Raw genomic sequence first — 22,026 nt, 5'->3', positions numbered from 1 at the left:
TTGATTCTAGCAAACTGGCAAACAGCAACGAGCATTTTTAACTATTTTCTCTCTAACCTTCCAAGGGAAATTTCTTTGTGATAATTTAAAGTTGAAATGTTATTGGTCAGAAAGGGTGGAAGCCGTGGGCTCTATCGGTGAGGTAATCTCTGAAGCCCGCAGGAATCAGGGCAAAACCATCAAGGATATGGAAAGGGCAACAAAAATTAGGAGCAAGTATCTGGAGGCCATTGAGAACAACAAGTTTGATGTGCTGCCAGGGGATGTATACGCAAAAGGGTTCATTCGGAGTTATGCCACCTGTCTGGGACTCGACCCCATCCCCTTAATCGAACAATATAAGCGAGAATATGAGGAACCACCGCCAAAATATGAGGCAAAGACTACACCCATCATCCCCCCTCCGACCAGACATTCTAAAAGGATTGCCTTTGCTACTACTTTGGTATTAGTATTTTTACTGACCATAGGTTTTTTCGGTTGGAGTAGTCTTAAAAGAAAGCCTTTACCTCGTAGAGAAAAGATCCCACCCACGGTTGAGGTGAAAAATGAGGAAGAAACGGCCAAATCAAAGAAGAGCAGAGTTACAACCCCTGTGTCTCCTTCTCCTCAACCTCCAAAGGAACTCGCCATCAAGGTAAGGGTCACGGATGAGAAGGGTTGCTGGCTTAGGATCGTCGTTGACGGAGTGAAAGTTCATGAGGGAACACTCAAAAAAGGTCAGGTTATGGAGTGGAAGGGCAAAGATTCGATCTTCGTTCGAGCCGGCAACGCCAGTGGAGTGGAAATTGAGAAAAATGGCGTGCCAATTGGACCTTTGGGACAGAGTCCCGGCATAGCAGAGAGGATCTTCACAGTTCACGAATGACCACCACGGGAAGGTTGACCTCCTTGATTGATCATAATCCCCTTATAGCTATAATCACTCTCGGTTGCCCCAAAAATGAAGTGGAAACCGATTTCATAAAGGGCTCCTTGCAACAAAAGGGGTATGAATTCGCCTCCAATCTAAATAACGCGGACGTTGTCATCATTAATACCTGCGGTTTTATCGAACCAGCCAAGCAAGAGTCAATAGACACCACCCTTGAAGCCGTCAAATATAAGAAGAGTGGTAGTTGCCGAGCATTGATATTGACTGGATGCCTGGCTCAAAGATACCCAAATGAGCTAGCAAAAGGGCTTCCAGAGGTCGATGCCGTCGTTGGGCTGTCCGCACACCCAGAACTTCCCAAAATAATCGAGGATATGCTCAGCGGCAAAAGAAATGCGACCGTTAGACCACTTCCCGATTTTTACGTCGAAAGGCGAAAGAGAACTTCACCCGAAAACCCTCATGCATATCTACAGATAGCCGACGGCTGTAATAATTTCTGCTCTTACTGCGCCATTCCCTTGATCAGAGGAAGATATAGAAGTAGAGCTCTGGAATCTCTCCTCGATGAAGCTCGCTTCCTCATCGATCATGGGGTGAAGGAAATTAACCTCATCGCCCACTCCCCCCTTCAGCACGCCAGCGAAAAGATCCTGAGGCTCATGAACCGCTGGGGTACGAAAGCCGATTATCTAAAATTGATTGAGAAGCTTAAGACCAGCGTAGCCAATATTGCCATAAGAACCTCATTGATCGTTGGCTTTCCGGGGGAGAAGGAAAAAGATTTTAGAGAGCTGGCGAGCTTTGTTGAAGAAGCTCAATTTGATTACGCTGCAGTTTTCGAGTATTCAGCGGAGGAGGGAACAGCCTCATCTAAGTTACCAAATCAGGTACCAAATGAGATGACCAGAGAAAGATATCATGAACTCATGGTACCCATCGACTCCATCACCATTGAAAAGAATCAATCCCTCGTGGGAAGGGGAAATGGATGTATTAATTGAGGCTCAATCTTTGGAACATGGATATGCCAGGCTCGCGCCCCTCACCAGGCCCCCGAAGTCGACGGTCAGGTTTTGATTCCAGTGGGCAAAGCCAAAATCGGTGAATTTGTAAGAGTCAAAATCAAAGAGGCACAGATATATGATTTAGTTGGAGAAATTATTTAACTCCCAAAATACCTGGATGGACTTGCTCTAATCATTGGGATCGTTCCAATTTTTGAAATGAGATGGCACAAGAAAATCTAAAGAAAAAGATATTGCAAATCGATAAAAAGGGTTATAAAGCTTACAGAATACTTGCGGGGGTTTACTCCTTCCCAAAATTTAAGCTGTTCATCGACCACGTTCAGGGAGATCCCTTCGCTGCTCCCTCAAAGATAAGGATCCGTGTAGGTCAAGATTTAGCTAAATTTCCAGTAGAGTATCTTAAAAATGAAGCCAGAAAAACGGCCTTTGAAGATTTCATTACACGGGGAATAGCCTCAGCAATCTCCCGCCATGTTAAGGGAAATAGGGGAACGGGCAAAAGCGGACTTATAGAGATTCAGAGGTGTGGACAGGAGGTACTAAAAAGGACGTCCGTGCTAGCTACCACCGAGTACATTGAGGCCAGGCTTTCAATCGGACTTCCCGCTCGAGGAAGAACCATCCTTGGAAAGGAGGCTCTTGAAATGTTCCTTAGGGAGCTTCCCAAAGTGGTTGAAGATTCTCTGTTTTTCGCGAGATATGATCCAGATGCCCTTAGGAACCAAGTGGATCTCCACGAAGACCAAGAGTTCCTGCGAAAGGAGCTTGCTGGTCGAAGGCTGGTGGCTTTCGTGGCCGATGGTTCCATTCTTCCAAGGGAGTCGGGGATAAGTGACAAACCAATGTCCATAAGAGAAGCGGTACCATTCCACTCACCTACTTCTCTAAGGGTCATCATTTCCTTGCCTCACCGAGGGAAGATAAGTGGGATGGGAATACCCGAAGGGGTGACTCTCATCGTAGGTGGTGGTTACCATGGAAAAACCACTTTACTTAAGGCCGTGGAAAAGGGGGTCTATAATCACATCCCAGGCGACGGAAGAGAACTGGTCATAACGAGAAGTGATGCCGTAAAGATCAGAGCCGAGGATGGTCGGAGGATTGAAAAGGTAAATATCAGCTCCTTCATTCAAAATCTTCCCATGGGAAAAAGTACTTCCGCTTTTTGTACCGATGATGCTAGCGGAAGTACCAGTCAAGCTGCAAACATCATGGAGGCTTTGGAGATTGGGACCAGTCTTCTTCTCATAGACGAGGATACCTCCGCAACCAATTTCATGATTCGCGATGAGAGAATGCAGTCGCTCGTGGCCAAAGGGAAGGAACCCATCACCCCATTCATCGACAAGGCAAAACTCCTTTACCAAGACCTGAAGGTTTCCAGCATCGTCGTCATAGGAGGATCAGGGGACTACTTCGATGTCGCTGACACCGTGATCATGATGGATGAGTACAGACCCAGGGATGTAACCCAAAAAGCTAAAGAGATCGCCCGCACCTGGGCAGCCCAGCGAATCTGTGAGGGTGGAACTTCCTTTGGAGAAGTAACCTCTCGCATCCCCTTGAAGACCAGCTTCCAACCCAAGGCTGGCAAAAAAATCAAGGTGAAAGGGGAGGGAAAGAATCTCGTTCGCTTTGGTCGACAGAGCATAGATTTAAGCTACGTGGAACAGTTGGTGGACCAGTATCAAACCGATGCCATTGCGCAAATTCTTCTGTATATCAGCCAAAATTACATCGATGATAAGCGCACGCTGGAAGAGATAATCCAAGTAATCCTACGAGACATAAGCAAAAAAGGGCTGGATATTTTATCCACCTTCAAAGGTCACCCCGGTGAGTTCGCTCTTCCGAGAGGTTACGAAATAGCAGCAGCCATAAACAGGATACGTACTCTCAAGATTAGGGTTGAGAGCGAAAAAATTCAAAGTTCTCCGGCTTTAAAGGAGAACAGCACTTAAGGGTTGACTTAATATGGACTTTTATGGCGCTAAAAAGCTAAAATAAGGTGAGTTGAATATTTCCGATGCTTACCGAGGATAAATATCGAAGGTAAATATAAAAGTGCGAGAGGAGAACAATGAAACGATTTGAACTATCCCCAGAAAAGCTAAGAAGTTATTTGGATCCAAATCAATTTCCTTTCCAAACCACCGAGGAAATAACTCCATCTGAGGAGACGATCGGTCAAGAGAGGGCAGTTAATGCTCTCGAGTTCGGAATCAATATAAAAAGCCCTGGTTTCAACGTCTATGTTGCCGGTCTCGCGGGAACGGGAAAGGAGTTCACCGTCAAATCCTACCTCCAAAAAATAGCACAAGAGCAAAGGGTGCCCCCCGACTGGTGTTACGTGTATAATTTTGCGGAACCCCATAAACCCATGGCCATCGAATTGCCACCGGGGATGGGTCGCACTTTCGCTAAGGACATGGATGAGCTAATTGAAGATTGCAAAACCGAGATATCTAAAGCCTTTGAAAGCGAGGAATATAGGAGGCACAAGAATGAAATCGTAAGTGAATTTGAATCCAGGAGAGACGCCCTTCTCTCGGAAATGCAAAAAGAGGCTGAAAAACTCGGTTTTAGTGTTAAGCTTACAGCCACTGGGATTCTGACCATCCCCGTACTCTCTGGAAAACCCTTGAAGGAAGAGGAATATGAAAAGCTCAGCGAGGAAACGCGCCGAGAAATCGATCAGAAGAGCAAAAAATTAAAGGACGATTTAAATCAAGCGGCAAGAAGGATCAAGGAGTTGGAGAAGGAAGCCAGGGAGAAGGTGACAAAGCTCGATAGGCAAGTAGCCCTCTTCGCCTTGGGACATCTCCTAGACGCTCTTAAAGAAAGATATAGAGAATATTCAAGGGTAATTGAGTACCTCGATGCCGTCCAACAAGATATCGTGGAGCATCTGGAAGACTTCAAAGCCGGGGAGAAGAAACCGGTTATTAGCCTTCCCGGCATTGAATTGTTCCCAAGAGAACCAGCCTTTGAGAGATATAGGGTAAATGTATTGATAAATAACGCGGATACTAAGGGTGCACCCGTTATATTTGAACCAAGTCCCACATACTATAACCTCCTCGGAAGAATTGAATACCAGGTCCAACTCGGTGGGGCACTGGTTACAGACTTCACCAAGATTGTAGGGGGAGCCATCCATCGAGCCAACGGTGGCTATCTGGTTATCAGAACTTTGGATGTGCTCACAAGCTTCATGGCCTGGGATGCTCTGAAAAGAACCTTGAGGAGTAGACAAGCCATTATAGAAAATATTGGGGAACAATTCAGACTAATCCCAGCTCCGACCCTCAAACCCGAACCCATACCCATAGACGTAAAGGTTGTGATGATCGGACATCCACTCCTTTATTATCTCCTCTACAAATTCGATGAGGATTTTAGGAAGCTCTTTAAGGTTAAAGCGGATTTCGATTTGGAAATGGACCGAACCCCTGAAAATGTGGAGAGATACGCCACCCTCATAAGTCGTTACTGCCACAAGCGGGGATTTCGCCATTTCGACCGCTCCGCAGTTGCTAAGGTGGTTGAATATGGATCACGCCTCGTGGAAGACCAGGAGAAACTGTCAACTCGTTTTATGGATGTGGTCGACATCATCGCCGAGGCCAACTTTTGGGCTGAAAGAGATGGTGATGGATACGTAAGATCGGAGCATGTGAAGAAAGCCATCGAGGAAAAGATTTACCGCTCGAGGATGATAGAGGAGAAAATCCAGGAACTCATCGAAGAGGGGACGATTCTCATAGACACCGCTGGAGAAACCATTGGTCAGGTGAATGGGATTTCCCTCGTCAATCTGGGCGATTATGCTTTCGGGAAGCCCACGAGGATCACAGCAAGGACCTATATGGGGAAGGCTGGAGTCGTAAATATCGAAAGAGAAGCTGAGATGAGTGGCCGTATTCACAGCAAGGCGGTGATGATCCTCACCGGTTACCTGGGGGAAAGATATGCAGCGGATAAGCCCCTGTCAGTCTCGGCATCCGTATGTTTTGAGCAATTATACGAAGAAGTCGAGGGAGACAGTGCCTCCAGCGCCGAGCTTTACGCCATCCTCTCAAGTCTTTCCGGTATCCCATTAAAGCAGGGAATTGCCGTGACGGGCTCCGTGAACCAGAGGGGAGAAATTCAACCCGTGGGTGGAATAAATGAGAAAATTGAGGGTTTCTTCTATAGCTGCAAAGCCAAGGGGTTAACTGGAGATCAAGGGGTCATCGTTCCTCATCAGAATGTCAAAAACCTTATGCTCCGAGAAGAGGTCATCGAGACGGTGCGCGAGGGTAAATTTCACATCTATGCGGTGAAAACCGTTGACGAAGGAATCGAGATTCTAACCGGAATCGAAGCGGGTGTAAGACGTCCGGATGGAACGTATCCAAAGGGAACCGTAAACCACGCGGTGGATAAGAGACTGCACGAACTGGCGGAAAAGCTTAAAGAATACGAAGAAGAAAAACCCAAGCGAAAGAAGTAGAAAGCATCTCTTCGAGGAAAAGAATCAACGACGCCAATCCACTCGGAGAGTCATCAAATTCCCAAATTATGAACCTCTTGCACAGCTAAGTCTCGCCTTTAATGAAAAATTCAAAGTGATGTCATGAAAAGACTAGCCCCCTTTCAAACCTCCTGATATAAAGGAGGAAAAACAAAGAAAGGAGGCAGTCATGTTATATGTTGGTTTAGACCACCTGTCCAAAGTCCGAAGCCAAAAATATCATAAGACCTTGGACTTAGGAATAAGATGAACTATTAAGTTAGGTTTGCATTTTATATATTCGAGGGAGTTAAATTTTTCTCATTTTGCGTCCTTGTTTCACATTTTGATTTACCACGAAGACAGTATTTATGAAGATAAAACAGTTTCCTAGGAAATTTGCCGAACTAGTCCATTTTAAAAAAGATAAGGAGGTATTGTGATGAGGATAGGCGTTATGGCCGATAGCCATGAAAATATGCCCATGATCGCCAAGGCAGTCGACTTATTCAATGGAAGTGGGGTGGATATCGTGCTTCATGCTGGAGACTTTATTTCACCCATAACTCCCAGAGAATTTAAGAATTTGAGACCAAAACTCATAGGAGTTTTTGGCAATAACGATGGAGATAAATTGCTGCTTCAAGAAAAATTTGAAGGTATAGGAGAGATATATGAGGATTATCACGAGATTGAATTAAGCGGCAAAAGAATCGTCTTGATGCATCAACCAAAATTCTTGCCTAGTCTGATGGCTGGGGGAAAATATGATGTAATCATCTATGGTCATACTCATAAGGTCGATGTACGAGGGAAGAAACCTTTGGTGGTCAACCCAGGAGAATGCGGTGGGTGGCTTACGGGTAAATCCACCGTGGGTATCATAGATTTGGAGACGATGAAGGCACAGATTTTTGAGCTGAAATGGGCTTGATGAGAACTTGAGAAAAGGTATAATGTAAGCCATAACAGTTCACAACCCGAAGATAAAGATGAATCTGGCCAATAAAATCACCGTTACAAGGATATTACTCATCCCACTCTTCATGATCTTCCTCCTCTCTCAAAGGATACAACCCTTCGGATCCTATATTGCTGCGGTTATCTTTAGCATCGCTGCTTTCACCGATACGGTGGATGGTTACGTGGCTCGTTTTCAAAAGAGAGTCACCATCTTCGGGCAAGTTCTGGATCCCCTCGCCGACAAACTTTTAATCTCCGCGGCTTTAATCGCTCTGGTGGAGTTAGCAAGATTATCAGCCTGGATAGCATTGGTGATCATCGCTCGGGAATTTGCCGTCTCGGGCCTCAGGCTCATGGCTGTAGCCGAAAATAAAATCATAGTCCCTAGTTCGCTGGGGAAATTGAAAACTCTTTCCCAAATCATCGCCGTTATCGCCATCATCCTCAACCTCCCGATCTTCATAGCCGGCAAGTCTCTGGGGTGGGTACTTATGGCCATCGCCGTTATTTTCACCATCATCTCAGGCATGGAGTATTTCATGAAAGCAAAGGGTATCTTGGAAATTTCGTTTCTATCAAATTCACCTCTTGGGAAGTAAGGCAAATGGAGTGCAGAATCATTGCCGTGGGAACGGAACTCATCCTTGGACTGACTACCGATACCAATTCACCTTACATCGCCCGAATCCTTGTAGAAAATGGGATTTCTTCTCAACAACATCAGGTGGTTCCCGATGATGTGGACGAAATCGCCCATGCTATTCTGGACGGACTTCAACATTCCGATGCCCTCATCATAACCGGCGGGTTGGGACCCACATTTGATGATGTCACTCGAGAGGCTCTATCGAAAGCCGTAAAAAGGGAGCTCGTATTCGATCCCAAGCTCGCCGAAATCATAAAGGAAAGGTTCCCGCACGATAAACCCATGCCCGAGTTTATTCTGCGTCAGGCATATCTTCCAGAAGGAGCCATTCCCATAAGTCCGACTCTGGGAACGGCACCCGGGATCATCCTGGAAATTGAAGATAAGACCATCTTCGCTTTGCCCGGCGTGCCCGATGAAATGAAAGTCATGTTGAAGGACAAGGTCATCCCCTTCTTAAGAAAAAGAGTTCGTGAAAAGGCAATCCTTATTAAGGTCATAAAGACCTGTGATATAAGCGAGGCATCGTTGCAAGAGAGGATAGAAGATATCATTGCCAAGTATGAAAATTTAAACATCAAGATATTAGTCCATCTCGAAGAAGTTCACATCTTGCTCATGGCTGAGGGAGATATAAAAGCCGTGGAAGAATTGATCTCCAATGTCAAAGATGAAATAGCCGATCGACTTGGGAAATTGGTTTATGGTTTCGATGAAGATACCTTGGAAAAAGTCGTGGGCAAACTTTTGCGGAAACATGAGCTTAAGTTAGCCGTTGCTGAGTCCTGCACCGGAGGGCTACTTTCCAATCGATTCACCAACATTCCAGGGAGTTCCGATTACTTTTGGGCAGGAATAATACCCTACAGCACCGAAGTGAAAAAAGAGTTAATAAGGGTCCCAAGCCAGGTTCTCCTGGAACACGGTGCGGTGAGTTCATTCACTGCGCAGGCAATGGCGGATGGTGCTCGTTTGATTGTAGGAGCCGATATTGGATTGGGAATCACGGGGATCGCTGGTCCCACCCATTGGGAGAAGCCTGTTGGTCTGACCTTTATAGCCTTGTCCACAAAAACAACTCGTTTTTGTAAAAGATTCATATTTACTGGCTCAAGGGAGGTAATTAAATTCAAGACCTCACAACAAGCCCTGAATTTGCTTCGGCTCTTTCTCTTAGAGAGATTCGAAGAGGGTGAGGTATCATAGCGATGCTTAGATTATTCATTGCCGTTGAGCTCCCTCCAGATTTACAACGCAAACTATCTTCGATTAAAAATGAGATGAAAAAGGTGAAGGAAGCAAAATGGGTCGAACCTCAGAATCTCCATCTCACATTAAAATTTCTGGGCAACTGTTCCGAGGAAAAAGTGCCTATAATCATCGAAAGCGTTGCTTCAAGTGTAAAAAATGCGAAGCCCTTTGCATTTAAGTTAAATGGGCTGGGCTGCTTCCCATCCAATAAAAGAGCTAGGGTCTTTTGGATTGGGATAAAAGAAGGAGAAGAAGATCTGATCAAGCTACAGCAATTTGTGGAGGAAGCCTTAAAACCTTTGGGATTTAAAAAAGAGGAAAAGGCATTCCATGCCCACGTCACTTTGGCCAGGTTAAGGAGATTTCAAGACATGCGCTTAGGTATAGCGAGTATCGAGACAGAGGAGTTTTCCACCCAATTTATACAAGTAAAAAGCATAACCCTCTTCCAAAGCCGGCTCACTCCTAGTGGACCCGTATACAGTGAAATTGTAAAAATCCCCCTAAAAGGTTGATTGCGAACAAATGTTCGTTTAAAATAGCAGTCAGGAGTCGATAGTCAACAAGCTGGGTTGGTTAGAAAACTTTGGCTCTTGACTGAAGGGTAAAATGAATGGATGATTTGACCGAAGATCGGTTGACTAAATTACAATCCTGAAGGAGGGCAAAAATTGGATCGAGAAAAGGTTTTGGGTATCACCAGAGAACAGATCGAGAGGAAATATGGTAAGGGTTCAATAATGAGATTGGGAGAACATCCAGCTCGAATGGATGTGGATGTAATCCCCACGGGTGCCCTTGCCCTAGATATCGCACTGGGAATTGGAGGTGTCCCTAGGGGGAGGATAGTGGAGATATTCGGACCGGAGGCTTCTGGTAAGACCACTTTGGGTTTGCAAATCATAGCCGAAGCTCAGAAAAAAGGTGGAGTGGCTGCTTTCATCGATGCCGAACACGCCCTAGATCCAACCTACGCTCAAAGTTTAGGTGTAGACATCGATAGCCTTTTCGTCTCCCAACCAGATACCGGGGAACAAGCTCTGGAAATCGCAGAAATGCTCGTTCGAAGTGGAGCTTTAGATGTAGTGGTTGTGGACTCCGTGGCCGCCCTCGTCCCTCGAGCTGAAATTGAAGGTGAGATGGGCGATGCCCACGTTGGTCTCCAAGCTCGATTGATGTCCCAGGCTCTTCGAAAACTCGCAGGGTCCATAAGTAAATCCCACACCACAGCCATTTTCATCAATCAATTAAGGGAAAAGATAGGGGTACTCTTCGGCAACCCCGAGGTAACGCCCGGGGGACGAGCTCTCAAATTTTATTCCTCGGTGAGGATCGATATCCGCAGGATCGATTCCATAAAACAGGGCACAGAGGTTATGGGCAACAGGGTCAAGGTCAAAGTCGTCAAGAATAAACTCGCACCCCCATTCAAGCAGGCGGAATTCGATATCCTTTATGGAAAAGGTATTTCTCATGAGGGAAGCATTTTAGATCTAGGGACCGAGAGTGGTATAGTCTTGAAGAGCGGGGCCTGGTATACCTACAATGGAGAGCGCTTGGGACAGGGGAGAGAAGGGGCAAAGCAATATCTAATAGAGCATCCTGAAATTGCTTCAGAAATAGAGAAACAGATCAAGGAAAAACTCGGTATCGTTGAAGGAAAGACCGAAAAGGACAAGGGAAATTAGAAAGATCATGCATCAAGGGGATGGAACTAAAGCTTTAAACTATGCTCTAAAACTACTTGAATATAGGGCAAGGAGCACTTACGAGATAAAGGATCGCCTTCTTAGGAAGGGTTATGAGCAAGAAACCATCGATTTTGTGGTCGCAAAATTAAAAGATATTGGGCTTTTGGATGATGTTGCCTTCACCAAGAATTTAATAAATGATAGAATCCACAATAAAAATTACGGCAAAAAGAGGATCCAGGCTGAGCTTACCTCAAGGGGGATATGCGCTGAATTAATCGAAGAGGAATTAAGCAACTACAAGGAAGAGGATGAGACAAAAAGGGCCTTGAGCTTAGCTCGAAGAAGATTGCCCCGCTATTATGGTTTGGATTTCGTTGCCGCCTATCGACGTTTAAGTCAGTTTCTACTGCGCAGAGGTTTTTCCCATGCCACCGTGAGGGAAATCTGCACTGAACTCCTCAAATCTTTTCCAGCAAAACCTAGGACTTTCCCACCTTAGCTTCCATTTTCTTGATTCTCTCTTCAAGTCTTTGGATATCCTCTTTGGAAGCCAAACCCAGATCGGCGAGTACCCTATGAACCTCCTTGCGGATGCTCTTTTTTAGTTCCTGCCTCTCTTTCTCAGCCTTTTTCGCCAGCTCAGAAACTAATTTCTTGGCTTCTTCTCCCCTCACTTCTCCCGTTTCGCTTAACTTCTTCACCACCTCTTCCGCTTTCTCCTTGGTCAACCAAGCTACGCCCACTCCAAAATAAAAAATCTTCTTCAATAAATCCAGCATTCTAATCACCCCCAATCCCATTTTATCGGGTTTAAAAGATTGGTCAACCAGGCTTTTTCGCTCTTACGTGCAAACTTGACACTCAATGTTATAATTAAATTAAAAGCTTGGCAAAGATACTTTATCTTGGGTTTGATATAGATTAAAAAATTAAAAATAGGATAATTGAAGGCAAGAGAAATCTTGCTGGGAAGTTTTATTTTCTCTTTGAAAGTCAAGTATTTTTGCCGAGCTATGCTCGGCTTTTTAATTTACCTTTAAAAGCGAAAGGGGGTTTGGATTAGTGCTCATTCTATCGGTAGCAATAGCGATCCTCATTGGGCTCCTGGTTGGATTCCTAATTAGGAAATATGTAGGGGAAGCAAAAATCGTCTCTGCTGAGGAAGCTGCAAAAAGGATTTTATCCGAAACACAAAAAGAAGCTGAAAGAATGAGACGAGAGGCCTTGGTGGAAGCAAAGGATGAAATCCATGCAATGCGGACCGAAGTCGAGAGGGAAAATAGAGAACAACGGGCTGAGTTTCAGCGGCTGGAGAAAAGATTAGCTCAAAAGGAGGAAATACTGGACAACAGAGCCATAGCTCTGGACAAAAGGGAGAAGGCTCTCGTTGCAAGGGAGAATGAGCTTGCAAAATTGGAGAGCGAATTAAAGAGCATCTATGCTGAACAAAAACACATGCTTGAGCGGTTAGCTGGTATGTCAGCCGATGAGGCAAAGGAATTACTCTTGAAGAGGATAAGAGAAGAAGCCAGGCACGATGCGGCAAAAATAATTCACGATATCGAATCCAAAGCTCGAGAAGAGGCGGAGAAGAGAGCCCGAAACATCATATCCTTGGCCATTCAAAGGTGCGCCGCTGACCACGTGGCTGAGACCACGGTCTCCGTGGTCCCCTTGCCCAGCGATGAGATGAAGGGAAGAATCATCGGACGAGAGGGGAGAAACATTCGAGCTTTTGAGACCCTCACGGGAATCAATTTAATCATCGATGATACGCCAGAGGCGGTCATCCTTTCGAGTTTCGATCCCGTCAGACGTGAGATTGGTCGCCTGACCTTAGAGAAACTCATCGCCGATGGGAGAATCCATCCAGCCCGAATCGAAGAAATGTACGAAAAAGCCCACGAAGAAGTGGAAACCGAAATCCGTGAGGAAGGAGAACAAGCAGCTCTTGAAATTGGAGTACATGGGCTGCACACAGAGCTTATCAGGGTACTCGGGCGGTTGAAATTCCGATCAAGCTACGGGCAGAATGTCCTCAAACATTCAAGGGAGGTAGCACATTTAGCAGGGATAATGGCTGCGGAATTGAATGTCGATGTCAAACTAGCTAAGCGAGCTGGTCTTTTGCATGATATTGGAAAAGCCATAGATCACGAGGTGGAAGGGCCACATGCAATCATAGGAACAGAGCTGGCAAAACGCTTTCGTGAATCACCCGAGATTTGTCACGCCATCGAAGCTCACCATGGGGAGGTAGAACCTCGAACCATCGAAGCCGTATTAGTCCAATCCGCCGATGCTATCTCGGCTTCTCGCCCAGGAGCTCGAAGGGAAACGCTAGAGAGCTACATCAAACGTTTGGAAAAGCTCGAGGCCATCGCCGAGGGCTACGGGGGCGTAGAAAAGGCCTATGCCATGCAAGCTGGGCGTGAAATCAGGATAATGGTCAAACCCGAAGAAATCGACGATGCAAAATCAGCTCTTCTGGCAAGGGATATTGCCAAGAAAATCGAAGAGGAGTTGGAGTATCCTGGCCAAATAAAGGTTACGGTGATAAGGGAGCACCGCGTCGTGGAATATGCCAAATAAAACCCTTTAATTTTGACCACTAAATGCGAGGCCATAAGATGCCCGAGAATTCGGATAATTTCTTAAATTTCGTCGGAGATCTAATCGGTGATCACTACCTCAAAGTAGAAGAGGATTTGGGCAATGGCTTCGTTCGTCTAAACTTAAGTGAAGCTCAGCGACGACAGGCCAAGCATGATATCCGCTATGCTGAAGATGTTATTGTGGAACTATTGAGGAATTCACGGGATGCTGGTTGCTCCAAGATATTCATTTCCTTCCACAAGGAAGAGGGTTACTTAAGAAAAATCACTACCATTGATGATGGATGTGGCATCCCCACGCATCTTCATGATGAAATCTTTCAGCCTCGGGTAACCTCAAAGCTTGAAAACATCGTTTTAGATAAGTATGGAGTACATGGTCGAGGAATGGCCTTGTACTCCGTTAAATTATCGGTCGAGCAGGCTCGGGTCGTTTCATCTTTTTCGGAAAAGGGCAGCGTTTTTAAGATCGAAGTCGATACCAGAAAGCTTCCAGAACGCCGAGATCAATCAACCTTCCCCAAAATTCACTTCCGCCAAGGTAAACCACGCATCGTCGCAGGTCCTAATAACGTACTTAGGCATCTAATTGAATTCAATTTAGAATACCCTCACCTCGAGATATATCTTGGTTCACCTTCAGAAATTTTATCCACAATGTATCATTTATATACACCACCGGAGATAAGCATTTTCAATACCCCAAACCACGATGTCATAAACTCCCTTGAGCATTCCTCCTTAAAGCTTTGGCAATACACCGGTTGTGCCATTGACATATCATCCCTTTTGGAAATCGCAAGAAAATATTACGGATTTGAAATCTCCGAACGGAATGCTCATAGGATCATTAACGCTGAGATAAAACCCTTGTTACCGCTGATGTCCCACTTTAAACAGTTCCACGAATTTAGCTCCGTTACTCAAAGGGAAATTTCCATCGAGACCAAAGAATATGCCAAGTATCTAGGTCAGGAGGACCTCGACTTTTTAGTTAAAGCTGTCATGGAAAGTTTCGAAAAAATAGGACGGAAGTATTTCTTAAAAATACAAGAACAACCCAAAATTTTGAGGGAAAAGAACCAGATTAAAATCATTTTTGTCCTCGAAGGGGAGGATGAGGGGTAAAATAAACTAAAAATAGCCAAAATAATTGAAGGATAAAGGCATCGTTTACCGAATTAAATGATTACGCAGTAATATCCATGCAAGGAGGAAGAAAAATGGAGGTGCTTAAAGTCTCATCTAAATCAAATCCAAATGCAGTTGCAGGTGCTTTAGCTGGTGTGCTCAGAGAGAAAGGAGGAGCGGAGATCCAAGTAATTGGCGCAGGGGCTCTTAATCAAGCGGTAAAGGCCATAGCAATAGCTCGAGGCTTTGTAGCACCCAGTGGATTTGATCTAATTTGTATTCCTGCCTTCACCGACATCGAAATCAATGGCGAAGAGCGAACTGCTATTAAACTTATAGTCGAGCCCCGATAAACTCGATCTAAACCTGAAGTTATCCCTGATGTTTCCCCACAATTTTCTCGACAAAAAACAATGGGCGTTGATTTACATCTTCACAGTACAGCTTCGGATGGTGCATTTTCCCCCGAAGAATTAGTTAAATTTGCAGTGAAGCTTGACTTCACGGCGATTGCGATCACCGATCACGATAGTATAGATGGAATAGTTCCAGCTTTAAGGAGAGCGGGAGATTTCGATATTGAAGTAATTCCCGCTGTTGAATTGAGTTCCGACCTAGAGGGTCGGGACATTCATTTTTTGGGCTATTTCATCGATTACAAACAGGAATGGTTCCTCAAACATCTCAGCAAGTTGCGTCAAGCGAGATACGAACGCGCGGTGAAAATGGTCGAGCGGCTGCAAGAAATGGGTCTTGAAATTGCCCTCAAAGATGTTTTACAAGAAGCTGGTAAGGGTGCAGTTGGTCGAGCTCACGTAGCCAGAGTTATGGTAAAACAAGGTTGCATCGATAGTATCGAAGAGGCTTTCGAAAGATATATTGGGCGCAAAGCCCCCTGCTACATTGAGAAATATGTTTATACACCGAAAGATGTAATTAAACTCATAAAAAGGCTAGGAGGAATTGCCATCCTAGCTCATCCCGGTCTTTCTCAGGTAGATGAAAAGATTCCAGAATTCATCAGATATGGGATACAGGGTTTAGAGGTCTATCACAGCAATCACACACCAGATGACGTTAGGAAATATAGCAAAATGGCTCGAGAATATGGACTCGTGATCACGGGAGGTTCCGATTGTCATGGCTTGGGATCCTCCCGGGGACTTATCATGGGCTCCGTAAGAGTTCCCGATGAAGTAGTCGAAAACCTCAAGACATTAAAAGACCTGCAAAAAATAACCCCTGAAATTCACCTAAAATAATTTTTGAATTTTGGTCTGTAATTTTGATTTTTGATCTTTGGCATTTTAAATTTTCCTACCCGAGTGGGAAGGAATCTTTGTGCTAAAATATAAACGAGCCCGGGGAGTGGATGGCTTGGATCAAGAAAAGTTTCTGGTGAAAACCTTTGGTTGTCAAATGAATAAGCATGATTCGGAAAGAATTGCGGGGATGCTGGTTCAAGAAGGCTATGAACCCGCAAGGAGTATGGAGGAAGCCGATATCATTATCTTTAACACCTGCTGCGTCCGCAAACACGCCGAGGATAGACTCTATGGACAAGTGGGAGCCCTAAAATCCCTCAAGAGAAGGAAACCCAATCTCATCCTAGCTGTGGGAGGGTGTCTGGCTCAAAAGGATGGAAGAGAAATCCAGGAAAGAGCCACTCACGTGGATTTGGTCTTTGGAACCCACAACCTCTCCAACCTTCCCAATTTAATTGGGCGGGTGAGGGAGAACTCGGCAAAGATATGTGAAACATGGAAAGAGCCAAAGATCCTGCCAACGAAACTCCCAAGCCTGAGGGAGCATAAATATTTCGCCTGGGTTACCATCACCATTGGTTGCAATAATTTTTGCTCTTATTGCATTGTCCCTTATGTTAGGGGAAGGGAAATCAGCCGGCCCATGCAGGATATCTGCTCTGAAGTTCGAAAGCTTGCTCAAGAAGGGGTAATAGAAATCACCCTCCTTGGTCAAAACGTTAATTCATATGGACGTGATCTCTATGGCAAAAGCCAATTTTCCACCCTCCTACGGGAACTCGATAAAATCCAAGGCATTAAAAGGATAAGGTTCACCACATCGCACCCTCGAGATCTCAGCGGTGAAATCATAAAGGCGGTAGCCGAGTGCGATAAGGTTTGCGAGCATTTCCACCTTCCCGTACAGGCTGGTTCCGATAGGATTTTGAAGCTGATGAACAGGGGCTATACCAAAGATCGTTACTTGGAAATGGTGCGGAAAGTTCGAGAAACCATCCCGGAGTGTAGCATCACCACCGATATTATGGTCGGTTTCCCCGGAGAAACGGAGGAGGATTTCCAAGAAACCATAGATCTAGTGGAAAAAGCACGATTTGATCAGGCTTTTACCTTCATATATTCTCCCCGACCTGGAACGCAGGCGGCGAAAATTGAAGTTCAAGTTCCGCAGGAAGTAAAAATCGAGAGATTCAAAAAGCTCGTTTCCCTTCAGAGTCAAATCTGCTTGGAACAGAATCGAAAATTGGTGGGAAAAACTTTAGAGATATTTGTGGAAGGTCCCAGCAAAAAAGAGAAGAATATTCTCACCGGAAGGACGAGAACGAACAAGGTCGTGAACTTTCAAGGACCAAGGGAATTAATCAACAAAATGGCCAATGTAGTCATCGCTGAGGCTCATACATGGTACCTGGTGGGGACACTTACCAATGCAAATGCATAGTGGTCATAAAGATGGCTCGTCAACAGTCGATGGACGATATTCACAATAAATTAAAAAGGAGAGAGCCATGTCGGTCGCAATTGGTTGCGTAGTCCCTCACCCACCAATCCTCGTCCCCGAAGTTGGACGTGAAAATCTAAATCGAATTCAGGCTACAGTAAAAGGCATAAAGGAATTGACCCGTGAAATAGCCAAGATGCAACCCGAAACGCTGGTATTTATTTCACCCCATAGCCCCGCTTTTTCCGATGCCATAGCCATTAAAGTTGATCCCGAACTCGAGGGCTCCTTGACCCAATTCGGTGCCTCTTCCATAAGCTTCAAAGCAAGAAATGATCTTAAATTGGTCGAGGAAATCTTGGCCGAGGCCCAGGTGCTCAATATTCCAACATTCACATTGAGCAAGGAGCTGCGGTTTGAATTCAAATTCTCAGCCGAATTGGATCATGGAATATTGGTGCCTCTCCATTACCTGAGGCGGGAATTGGACATCCCCTTGGTCTCGCTGTCCATTTCACACCTCAGCTATTACAAACACTATTCCCTGGGGGTCGCCATTCAGAGTGCTTCGGATAGGTTAAATCGAAGGGTCGCCTTCATTGCCAGTGGCGATCTTTCACATAGACTTACCCCTGAAGCTCCTGGGGGATACAGTCCTCGAGGGAGAGAGTTTGATCACCTGGTGAAAGATTTACTTGAGCGAGCAGCTTTCAAGGATCTTCTAGTCATCGACAAATCTCTCATAGAAGAAGCCGGTGAGTGTGGTTTGAGATCCATCATCGCTCTGGTGGGGGCCTTCAATGGCTACCAAGTCGATTCTCGGGTCTTATCTTATGAAGGACCCTTTGGAGTTGGCTATCTCATAGCCCTCATTAGATCCCTAGAAAGAGATGAAAATCGAGATTTTCTTAAATTTTTAACCGAGATAAGATGCGCCGAGCGGAAAGAGCTCAGAGAGAAGGAGAGTGCACCGGTCAGGCTCGCCAGAGAAGCCGTTGAAAAATACATTCGGGAAGGGAAAATAATAAAACCCTCTGAAGACCTCCCCGATTATCTGCATAAGCGTCGGGCTGGTGCCTTCGTCTCCATTAAAAAAGAGGGGACTCTACGGGGTTGTATCGGTACAACCGCTCCAACTCAACCCAATCTGGCCTGCGAAATAATAAGAAATGCCATTCATTCCGCAACGAGAGACCCCCGATTTTGGCCCATTGAACCATCAGAGCTTTCCGACCTGGTTTATTCCGTGGACGTTTTAGAGGAACCCGAGGAAATTCCGGATGAAAGTAATTTGGATCCAAGGGAATATGGAGTGATAGTGGAGTCGAAAGGCCGAACTGGATTACTCCTACCGGATTTAGAGGGGGTAAATACCGTAGAAGAACAAGTGGCTATCGCTCGGAAGAAGGCGGGCATTCCCCTGGAAGAACCGGTAAAACTCTACAGATTCAAGGTTGCGCGCTATAGGTAAATCAATCTTTCACCAATCCGTTAATCCAACAAAATACTTTCTGAAAACTTCCATTTACTGTAGAATTTTTTAATATGAGAAAAGAAAAATTGCTCGTGATAGTCGGACCCACCGCTGTGGGTAAGAGTAAAGTCGCGATAATTTTGGCCAAAAGCATAAATGGAGAAATAATCTCGGCCGATTCGATGCAAGTTTATAAGGATATGGATATCGGAACCGCGAAACCTAACCTTGGTGATAGAGTACAAATTAAACATCATCTAATCGATATCGTCGATCTCAAAGAAGATTTTAGCGTAGCTGAATATCAAAGAATGGCGAGGGAGGTAATAACGCAGATTCACAAAAAGGGGAAACTCCCCATCCTGGTGGGCGGCTCAGGATTGTACATTAGGGCAGTCATCGATAAGCTGGAATTTCCATGGGGTATGATGAAATCTCCCATCCGTCGCGAACTCGAAAAGCTTGTAGAAAGTGAAGGTCTTGAAAGGCTTTACAGAGAACTTCAAAATTCAGATCCACAAGCTGCCAAGAAAATTCATCCTCACGATGCGAGGCGGATAATCAGAGCTCTGGAAGTCATTAAACTCACGGGAAGGTCCTTTTCGGAATATCACAAAGAATGGGGGAAAAGAGAATCGATATACAATGTAAAGATCATTGGACTCAATCTACCACGAGAGGAACTTCAAGCGAACATAGATAGGCGCGTTGACGAAATGATGGAAAAGGGTTTATTGAAGGAATTAAAGGAACTTGTTTTAAAGGGGTATAAGGAAGCATTAACCTCTAGTCAAGCTTTAGGATACAAGGAATTACTCGATTATTTGGAGGGCAAAAGTTCTCTGCAGGGGACCGTCAAGAGAATAAAACAGAGAACCCGGCAATTTGCAAAAAGGCAGCTCACTTGGTTTCGACGGGATCCCAGGATAAAGTGGATGGATGTATCCGGTAAATCGGTTGAGGAGATCGCTTCAGAGATCCTCGATATCCTCCGGGAAGAAGAATTCATTTAATTTGATTTTCGAATTCCATTTTGGAATTTAGAAGGGGGTTTCATACTGACCAAAATAAGATTTGCCAAGTATCATAGTTTGGGCAATGATTTCATAATAATCGAGGATTTAAAAAGTCAGCTCGATCTCTCACATCAGGTAATTACCAAAATCTGCGACAGACGCTTTGGTATCGGAGCAGATGGTTTGATACTCGTTCGACCCGCCAAGGGTGGAGATTTTTTTATGCTCTTTTTTAACTCGGATGGCTCCCAAGCAGAAATGTGTGGAAATGGCATCCGATGCCTCGCTAAGTACCTTTATGATCGCCGTCTCACCCTTAAAACGGCAATGACTATTGAAACCTTAAGCGGACTCCGGGAAGTGCACCTGTTTCTCAAAGGCAAAAGGGTTAAGGGGGCAAAAGTTGATATGAATCCCCCCACATTTAAACCAGAGCTGATTCCAATGATCGCTGAGGGCGAAGAGGTCATCAATCAACCAATATGGTTAGGAAAAGAAATCATCAAGGCGACCTGCCTCTCTATTGGAAATCCCCACTGTGTGATTTTCGTCGAGGATGTGGTGGAGGCTCCCGTAAAAAAACTTGGTCCTATAATAGAGAACCTACCGATATTTCCCAATAAAGTTAACGTTGAGTTCGCTCAGATTGCAAATTCTCGCCAAATCCAACTGAGGGTATGGGAACGAGGGGTGGGAGAGACCCTAGCCTGCGGAACTGGTGCCTGTGCCGCTGTGGTAGCCGCCATAAAGAATGAACTCACCGAAAGAAAGGTAACGGTCAAACTCCCAGGGGGTAAGCTTGACATAGAGTGGGCCAAAGACAATCATGTATACTTAGCGGGTCCGGTGGAAAAAGTATTTACCGGTACCATTGAGATATGAAGCACCTTTTTTAGAGTTTAGAGGACGGATCAAGGAAGCAGGATCCATGGAATAAGTACTGTAAAGAAGGGGGTTATCATCTTGAGATTGGCCAAACGAATTGGAAATTTGCCTCCGTACCTATTTGCACAGATCGATAAGAAAATTGAAGAGAAAAAAGCTCGAGGAATAGATGTTATTAATCTGGGAATTGGAGATCCCATAGAACCCACTCCCACTCATATAATCAATAAACTCTGTAAAGAGGCACATAATCCCGCGAATCATCGCTATCCCTCCTACTACGGTATGCTCGAGTTTAGAAGGGCCATAGCCGAATGGTACGAAAAGAGATTTAAAGTGCATCTCGATCCGGAGACGGAAATTCTTCCCTTGATCGGCTCAAAGGAGGGAATCGCCCATATCTTCTTGGCCTTGGTTGATCCCGGAGATATTTCCTTGATTCCAGATCCTGGTTACCCCGTTTATAATACAGGCACCATTCTTGCCGGGGGAGTGCCCCATTTCATGCCCCTTCTGGCCGAAAATGATTTCATTCCGGATCTTTCCGCCATAGATAAAAATGTTGCAAATAGAGCGCGGATCATGTTCTTGAATTATCCAAATAATCCCACATCCGCCATTGTTAAAGAGGGGTTCTTCGAAAAAGTGGTGGATTTCGCCAAAACTCATGGTACAGTGGTATGCCACGATAATCCTTACTCGGAGATAACTTTCGATGGATACATCGCCCCCAGTTTTCTGCAAACCCCCGGAGCAATCGATGTCGGCGTGGAATTTCATTCTCTATCAAAAACCTACAACATGACCGGATGGCGAATTGGGTGGATTGCGGGAAATGCCCGAGTGATAGAGGCTTTAGGAAAGGTTAAAACCAATGTGGATTCGGGTATCTTTAACGCCATTCAATATGCCGGAATTGAAGCACTTCAAGGACCTCAGAGTTGCACCAGGGAAATGTGTCAGATCTATGCCCGACGCCGCGATATGGTCATCGATACATTAAATAAGATCGGGATTGGGATGCCGAAACCTAAAGCTACCATCTACATTTGGGTCACCGTGCCAGGTGGGCAAACCTCAGCAGAGTTTGCTACAATTATTTTAGAGAAAGCCGGAGTTGTAGTTGCGCCTGGTAGTGCTTATGGTCCATCCGGTGAAGGTTATATCCGAATTTCGCTAACGGTAAAGGATGATCGCCTCGAAGAGGCGCTGGAGAGGATGGAAAAAGCCTTAAAATAAGGAGGA

At 45.2% G+C, this 22,026-nt stretch carries 20 protein-coding genes; 19 read left to right on the top strand and 1 reads right to left on the bottom strand.

Annotated elements, in window-relative coordinates; genetic code table 11:
- The first annotated feature begins 124 nt into the window (after positions 1-124).
- The 10 genes from QMD66_04300 (at position 125) to QMD66_04255 (ending at position 11,453) form a co-directional block, all read left to right on the top strand.
- Positions 125-868: a DUF4115 domain-containing protein gene (locus tag QMD66_04300; GenBank protein ID MDI6822075.1), complete on the top strand. Its 744-nt coding sequence runs from the start codon at positions 125-127 to the stop codon at positions 866-868.
- Positions 865-1,878 (top strand): radical SAM protein, encoded by a 1,014-nt coding sequence (locus tag QMD66_04295; GenBank protein ID MDI6822074.1) that lies wholly within the window; start codon positions 865-867, stop codon positions 1,876-1,878. Before QMD66_04300 ends, QMD66_04295 begins: the two co-directional genes overlap by 4 nt.
- Positions 1,879-2,105: 227 nt before the next feature.
- Positions 2,106-3,866: an ABC-ATPase domain-containing protein gene (locus QMD66_04290; protein ID MDI6822073.1), complete on the top strand. Its 1,761-nt coding sequence runs from the start codon at positions 2,106-2,108 to the stop codon at positions 3,864-3,866.
- 119 nt (positions 3,867-3,985) lie between these two features.
- Positions 3,986-6,400, top strand: a complete 2,415-nt coding sequence (locus tag QMD66_04285; GenBank protein ID MDI6822072.1) for an ATP-binding protein — start codon at positions 3,986-3,988, stop codon at positions 6,398-6,400.
- Between the two features lie 442 nt (positions 6,401-6,842).
- Entirely contained in the window at positions 6,843-7,334 is a 492-nt protein-coding gene (locus tag QMD66_04280; GenBank protein ID MDI6822071.1) for a metallophosphoesterase, read from the top strand.
- Between the two features lie 58 nt (positions 7,335-7,392).
- The gene (pgsA, locus tag QMD66_04275) at positions 7,393-7,962 is read left to right on the top strand and encodes a CDP-diacylglycerol--glycerol-3-phosphate 3-phosphatidyltransferase (protein ID MDI6822070.1); all 570 of its coding nucleotides are present in this window, start codon (positions 7,393-7,395) and stop codon (positions 7,960-7,962) included.
- Between the two features lie 5 nt (positions 7,963-7,967).
- Positions 7,968-9,215, top strand: coding sequence for a competence/damage-inducible protein A (locus QMD66_04270; protein ID MDI6822069.1), 1,248 nt, complete (start codon positions 7,968-7,970; stop codon positions 9,213-9,215).
- Between the two features lie 2 nt (positions 9,216-9,217).
- Positions 9,218-9,775, top strand: coding sequence for an RNA 2',3'-cyclic phosphodiesterase (thpR, locus tag QMD66_04265; GenBank protein ID MDI6822068.1), 558 nt, complete (start codon positions 9,218-9,220; stop codon positions 9,773-9,775).
- Between the two features lie 156 nt (positions 9,776-9,931).
- Entirely contained in the window at positions 9,932-10,948 is a 1,017-nt protein-coding gene (gene recA / locus QMD66_04260; protein ID MDI6822067.1) for a recombinase RecA, read from the top strand.
- On the top strand, positions 10,914-11,453 hold the full coding sequence (locus QMD66_04255) for a regulatory protein RecX (protein ID MDI6822066.1): 540 nt from the start codon (positions 10,914-10,916) through the stop codon (positions 11,451-11,453). The genes recA and QMD66_04255 overlap by 35 nt, the downstream gene beginning before the upstream one ends.
- Here the strand turns inward: QMD66_04255 and QMD66_04250 are convergent.
- A complete protein-coding gene (locus QMD66_04250; GenBank protein ID MDI6822065.1) occupies positions 11,434-11,733 on the bottom strand; it encodes a phasin family protein in 300 nt (99 codons plus the stop codon). The two genes, QMD66_04255 and QMD66_04250, sit on opposite strands and share 20 nt — an antisense overlap.
- A gap of 283 nt (positions 11,734-12,016) precedes the next feature.
- Here QMD66_04250 and rny point away from each other — a divergent pair, with 283 nt between their 5' ends.
- The 9 genes from rny (at position 12,017) to QMD66_04205 (ending at position 22,020) form a co-directional block, all read left to right on the top strand.
- A complete protein-coding gene (gene rny, locus QMD66_04245; GenBank protein MDI6822064.1) occupies positions 12,017-13,546 on the top strand; it encodes a ribonuclease Y in 1,530 nt (509 codons plus the stop codon).
- A gap of 38 nt (positions 13,547-13,584) precedes the next feature.
- Complete coding sequence (locus QMD66_04240; protein MDI6822063.1) at positions 13,585-14,697, top strand: ATP-binding protein; 1,113 nt, start codon at positions 13,585-13,587, stop codon at positions 14,695-14,697.
- A gap of 95 nt (positions 14,698-14,792) precedes the next feature.
- Positions 14,793-15,053, top strand: coding sequence for a stage V sporulation protein S (locus QMD66_04235; GenBank protein ID MDI6822062.1), 261 nt, complete (start codon positions 14,793-14,795; stop codon positions 15,051-15,053).
- Between the two features lie 60 nt (positions 15,054-15,113).
- Positions 15,114-15,962, top strand: a complete 849-nt coding sequence (locus QMD66_04230; protein MDI6822061.1) for a PHP domain-containing protein — start codon at positions 15,114-15,116, stop codon at positions 15,960-15,962.
- A 79-nt stretch (positions 15,963-16,041) separates the two neighbouring features.
- Positions 16,042-17,406, top strand: coding sequence for a tRNA (N6-isopentenyl adenosine(37)-C2)-methylthiotransferase MiaB (gene miaB / locus QMD66_04225; protein MDI6822060.1), 1,365 nt, complete (start codon positions 16,042-16,044; stop codon positions 17,404-17,406).
- A gap of 67 nt (positions 17,407-17,473) precedes the next feature.
- On the top strand, positions 17,474-18,877 hold the full coding sequence (amrA, locus tag QMD66_04220; GenBank protein MDI6822059.1) for an AmmeMemoRadiSam system protein A: 1,404 nt from the start codon (positions 17,474-17,476) through the stop codon (positions 18,875-18,877).
- Between the two features lie 74 nt (positions 18,878-18,951).
- Positions 18,952-19,893, top strand: a complete 942-nt coding sequence (gene miaA, locus QMD66_04215) for a tRNA (adenosine(37)-N6)-dimethylallyltransferase MiaA (protein ID MDI6822058.1) — start codon at positions 18,952-18,954, stop codon at positions 19,891-19,893.
- Positions 19,894-19,938: 45 nt separating this feature from the next.
- Positions 19,939-20,778, top strand: a complete 840-nt coding sequence (dapF, locus tag QMD66_04210; protein MDI6822057.1) for a diaminopimelate epimerase — start codon at positions 19,939-19,941, stop codon at positions 20,776-20,778.
- 81 nt (positions 20,779-20,859) lie between these two features.
- A complete protein-coding gene (locus QMD66_04205) occupies positions 20,860-22,020 on the top strand; it encodes an LL-diaminopimelate aminotransferase (protein MDI6822056.1) in 1,161 nt (386 codons plus the stop codon).
- Positions 22,021-22,026 lie beyond the last annotated feature (6 nt).

This window comes from Actinomycetota bacterium, from assembly GCA_030018275.1.
In the GTDB taxonomy this organism is placed as follows: Bacteria; Actinomycetota; Aquicultoria; order Subteraquimicrobiales; family Subteraquimicrobiaceae; genus Subteraquimicrobium.
The sequence above is the reverse complement of the archived record's forward strand: the minus strand, read 5'-3'. Positions and strand labels throughout refer to the sequence as shown.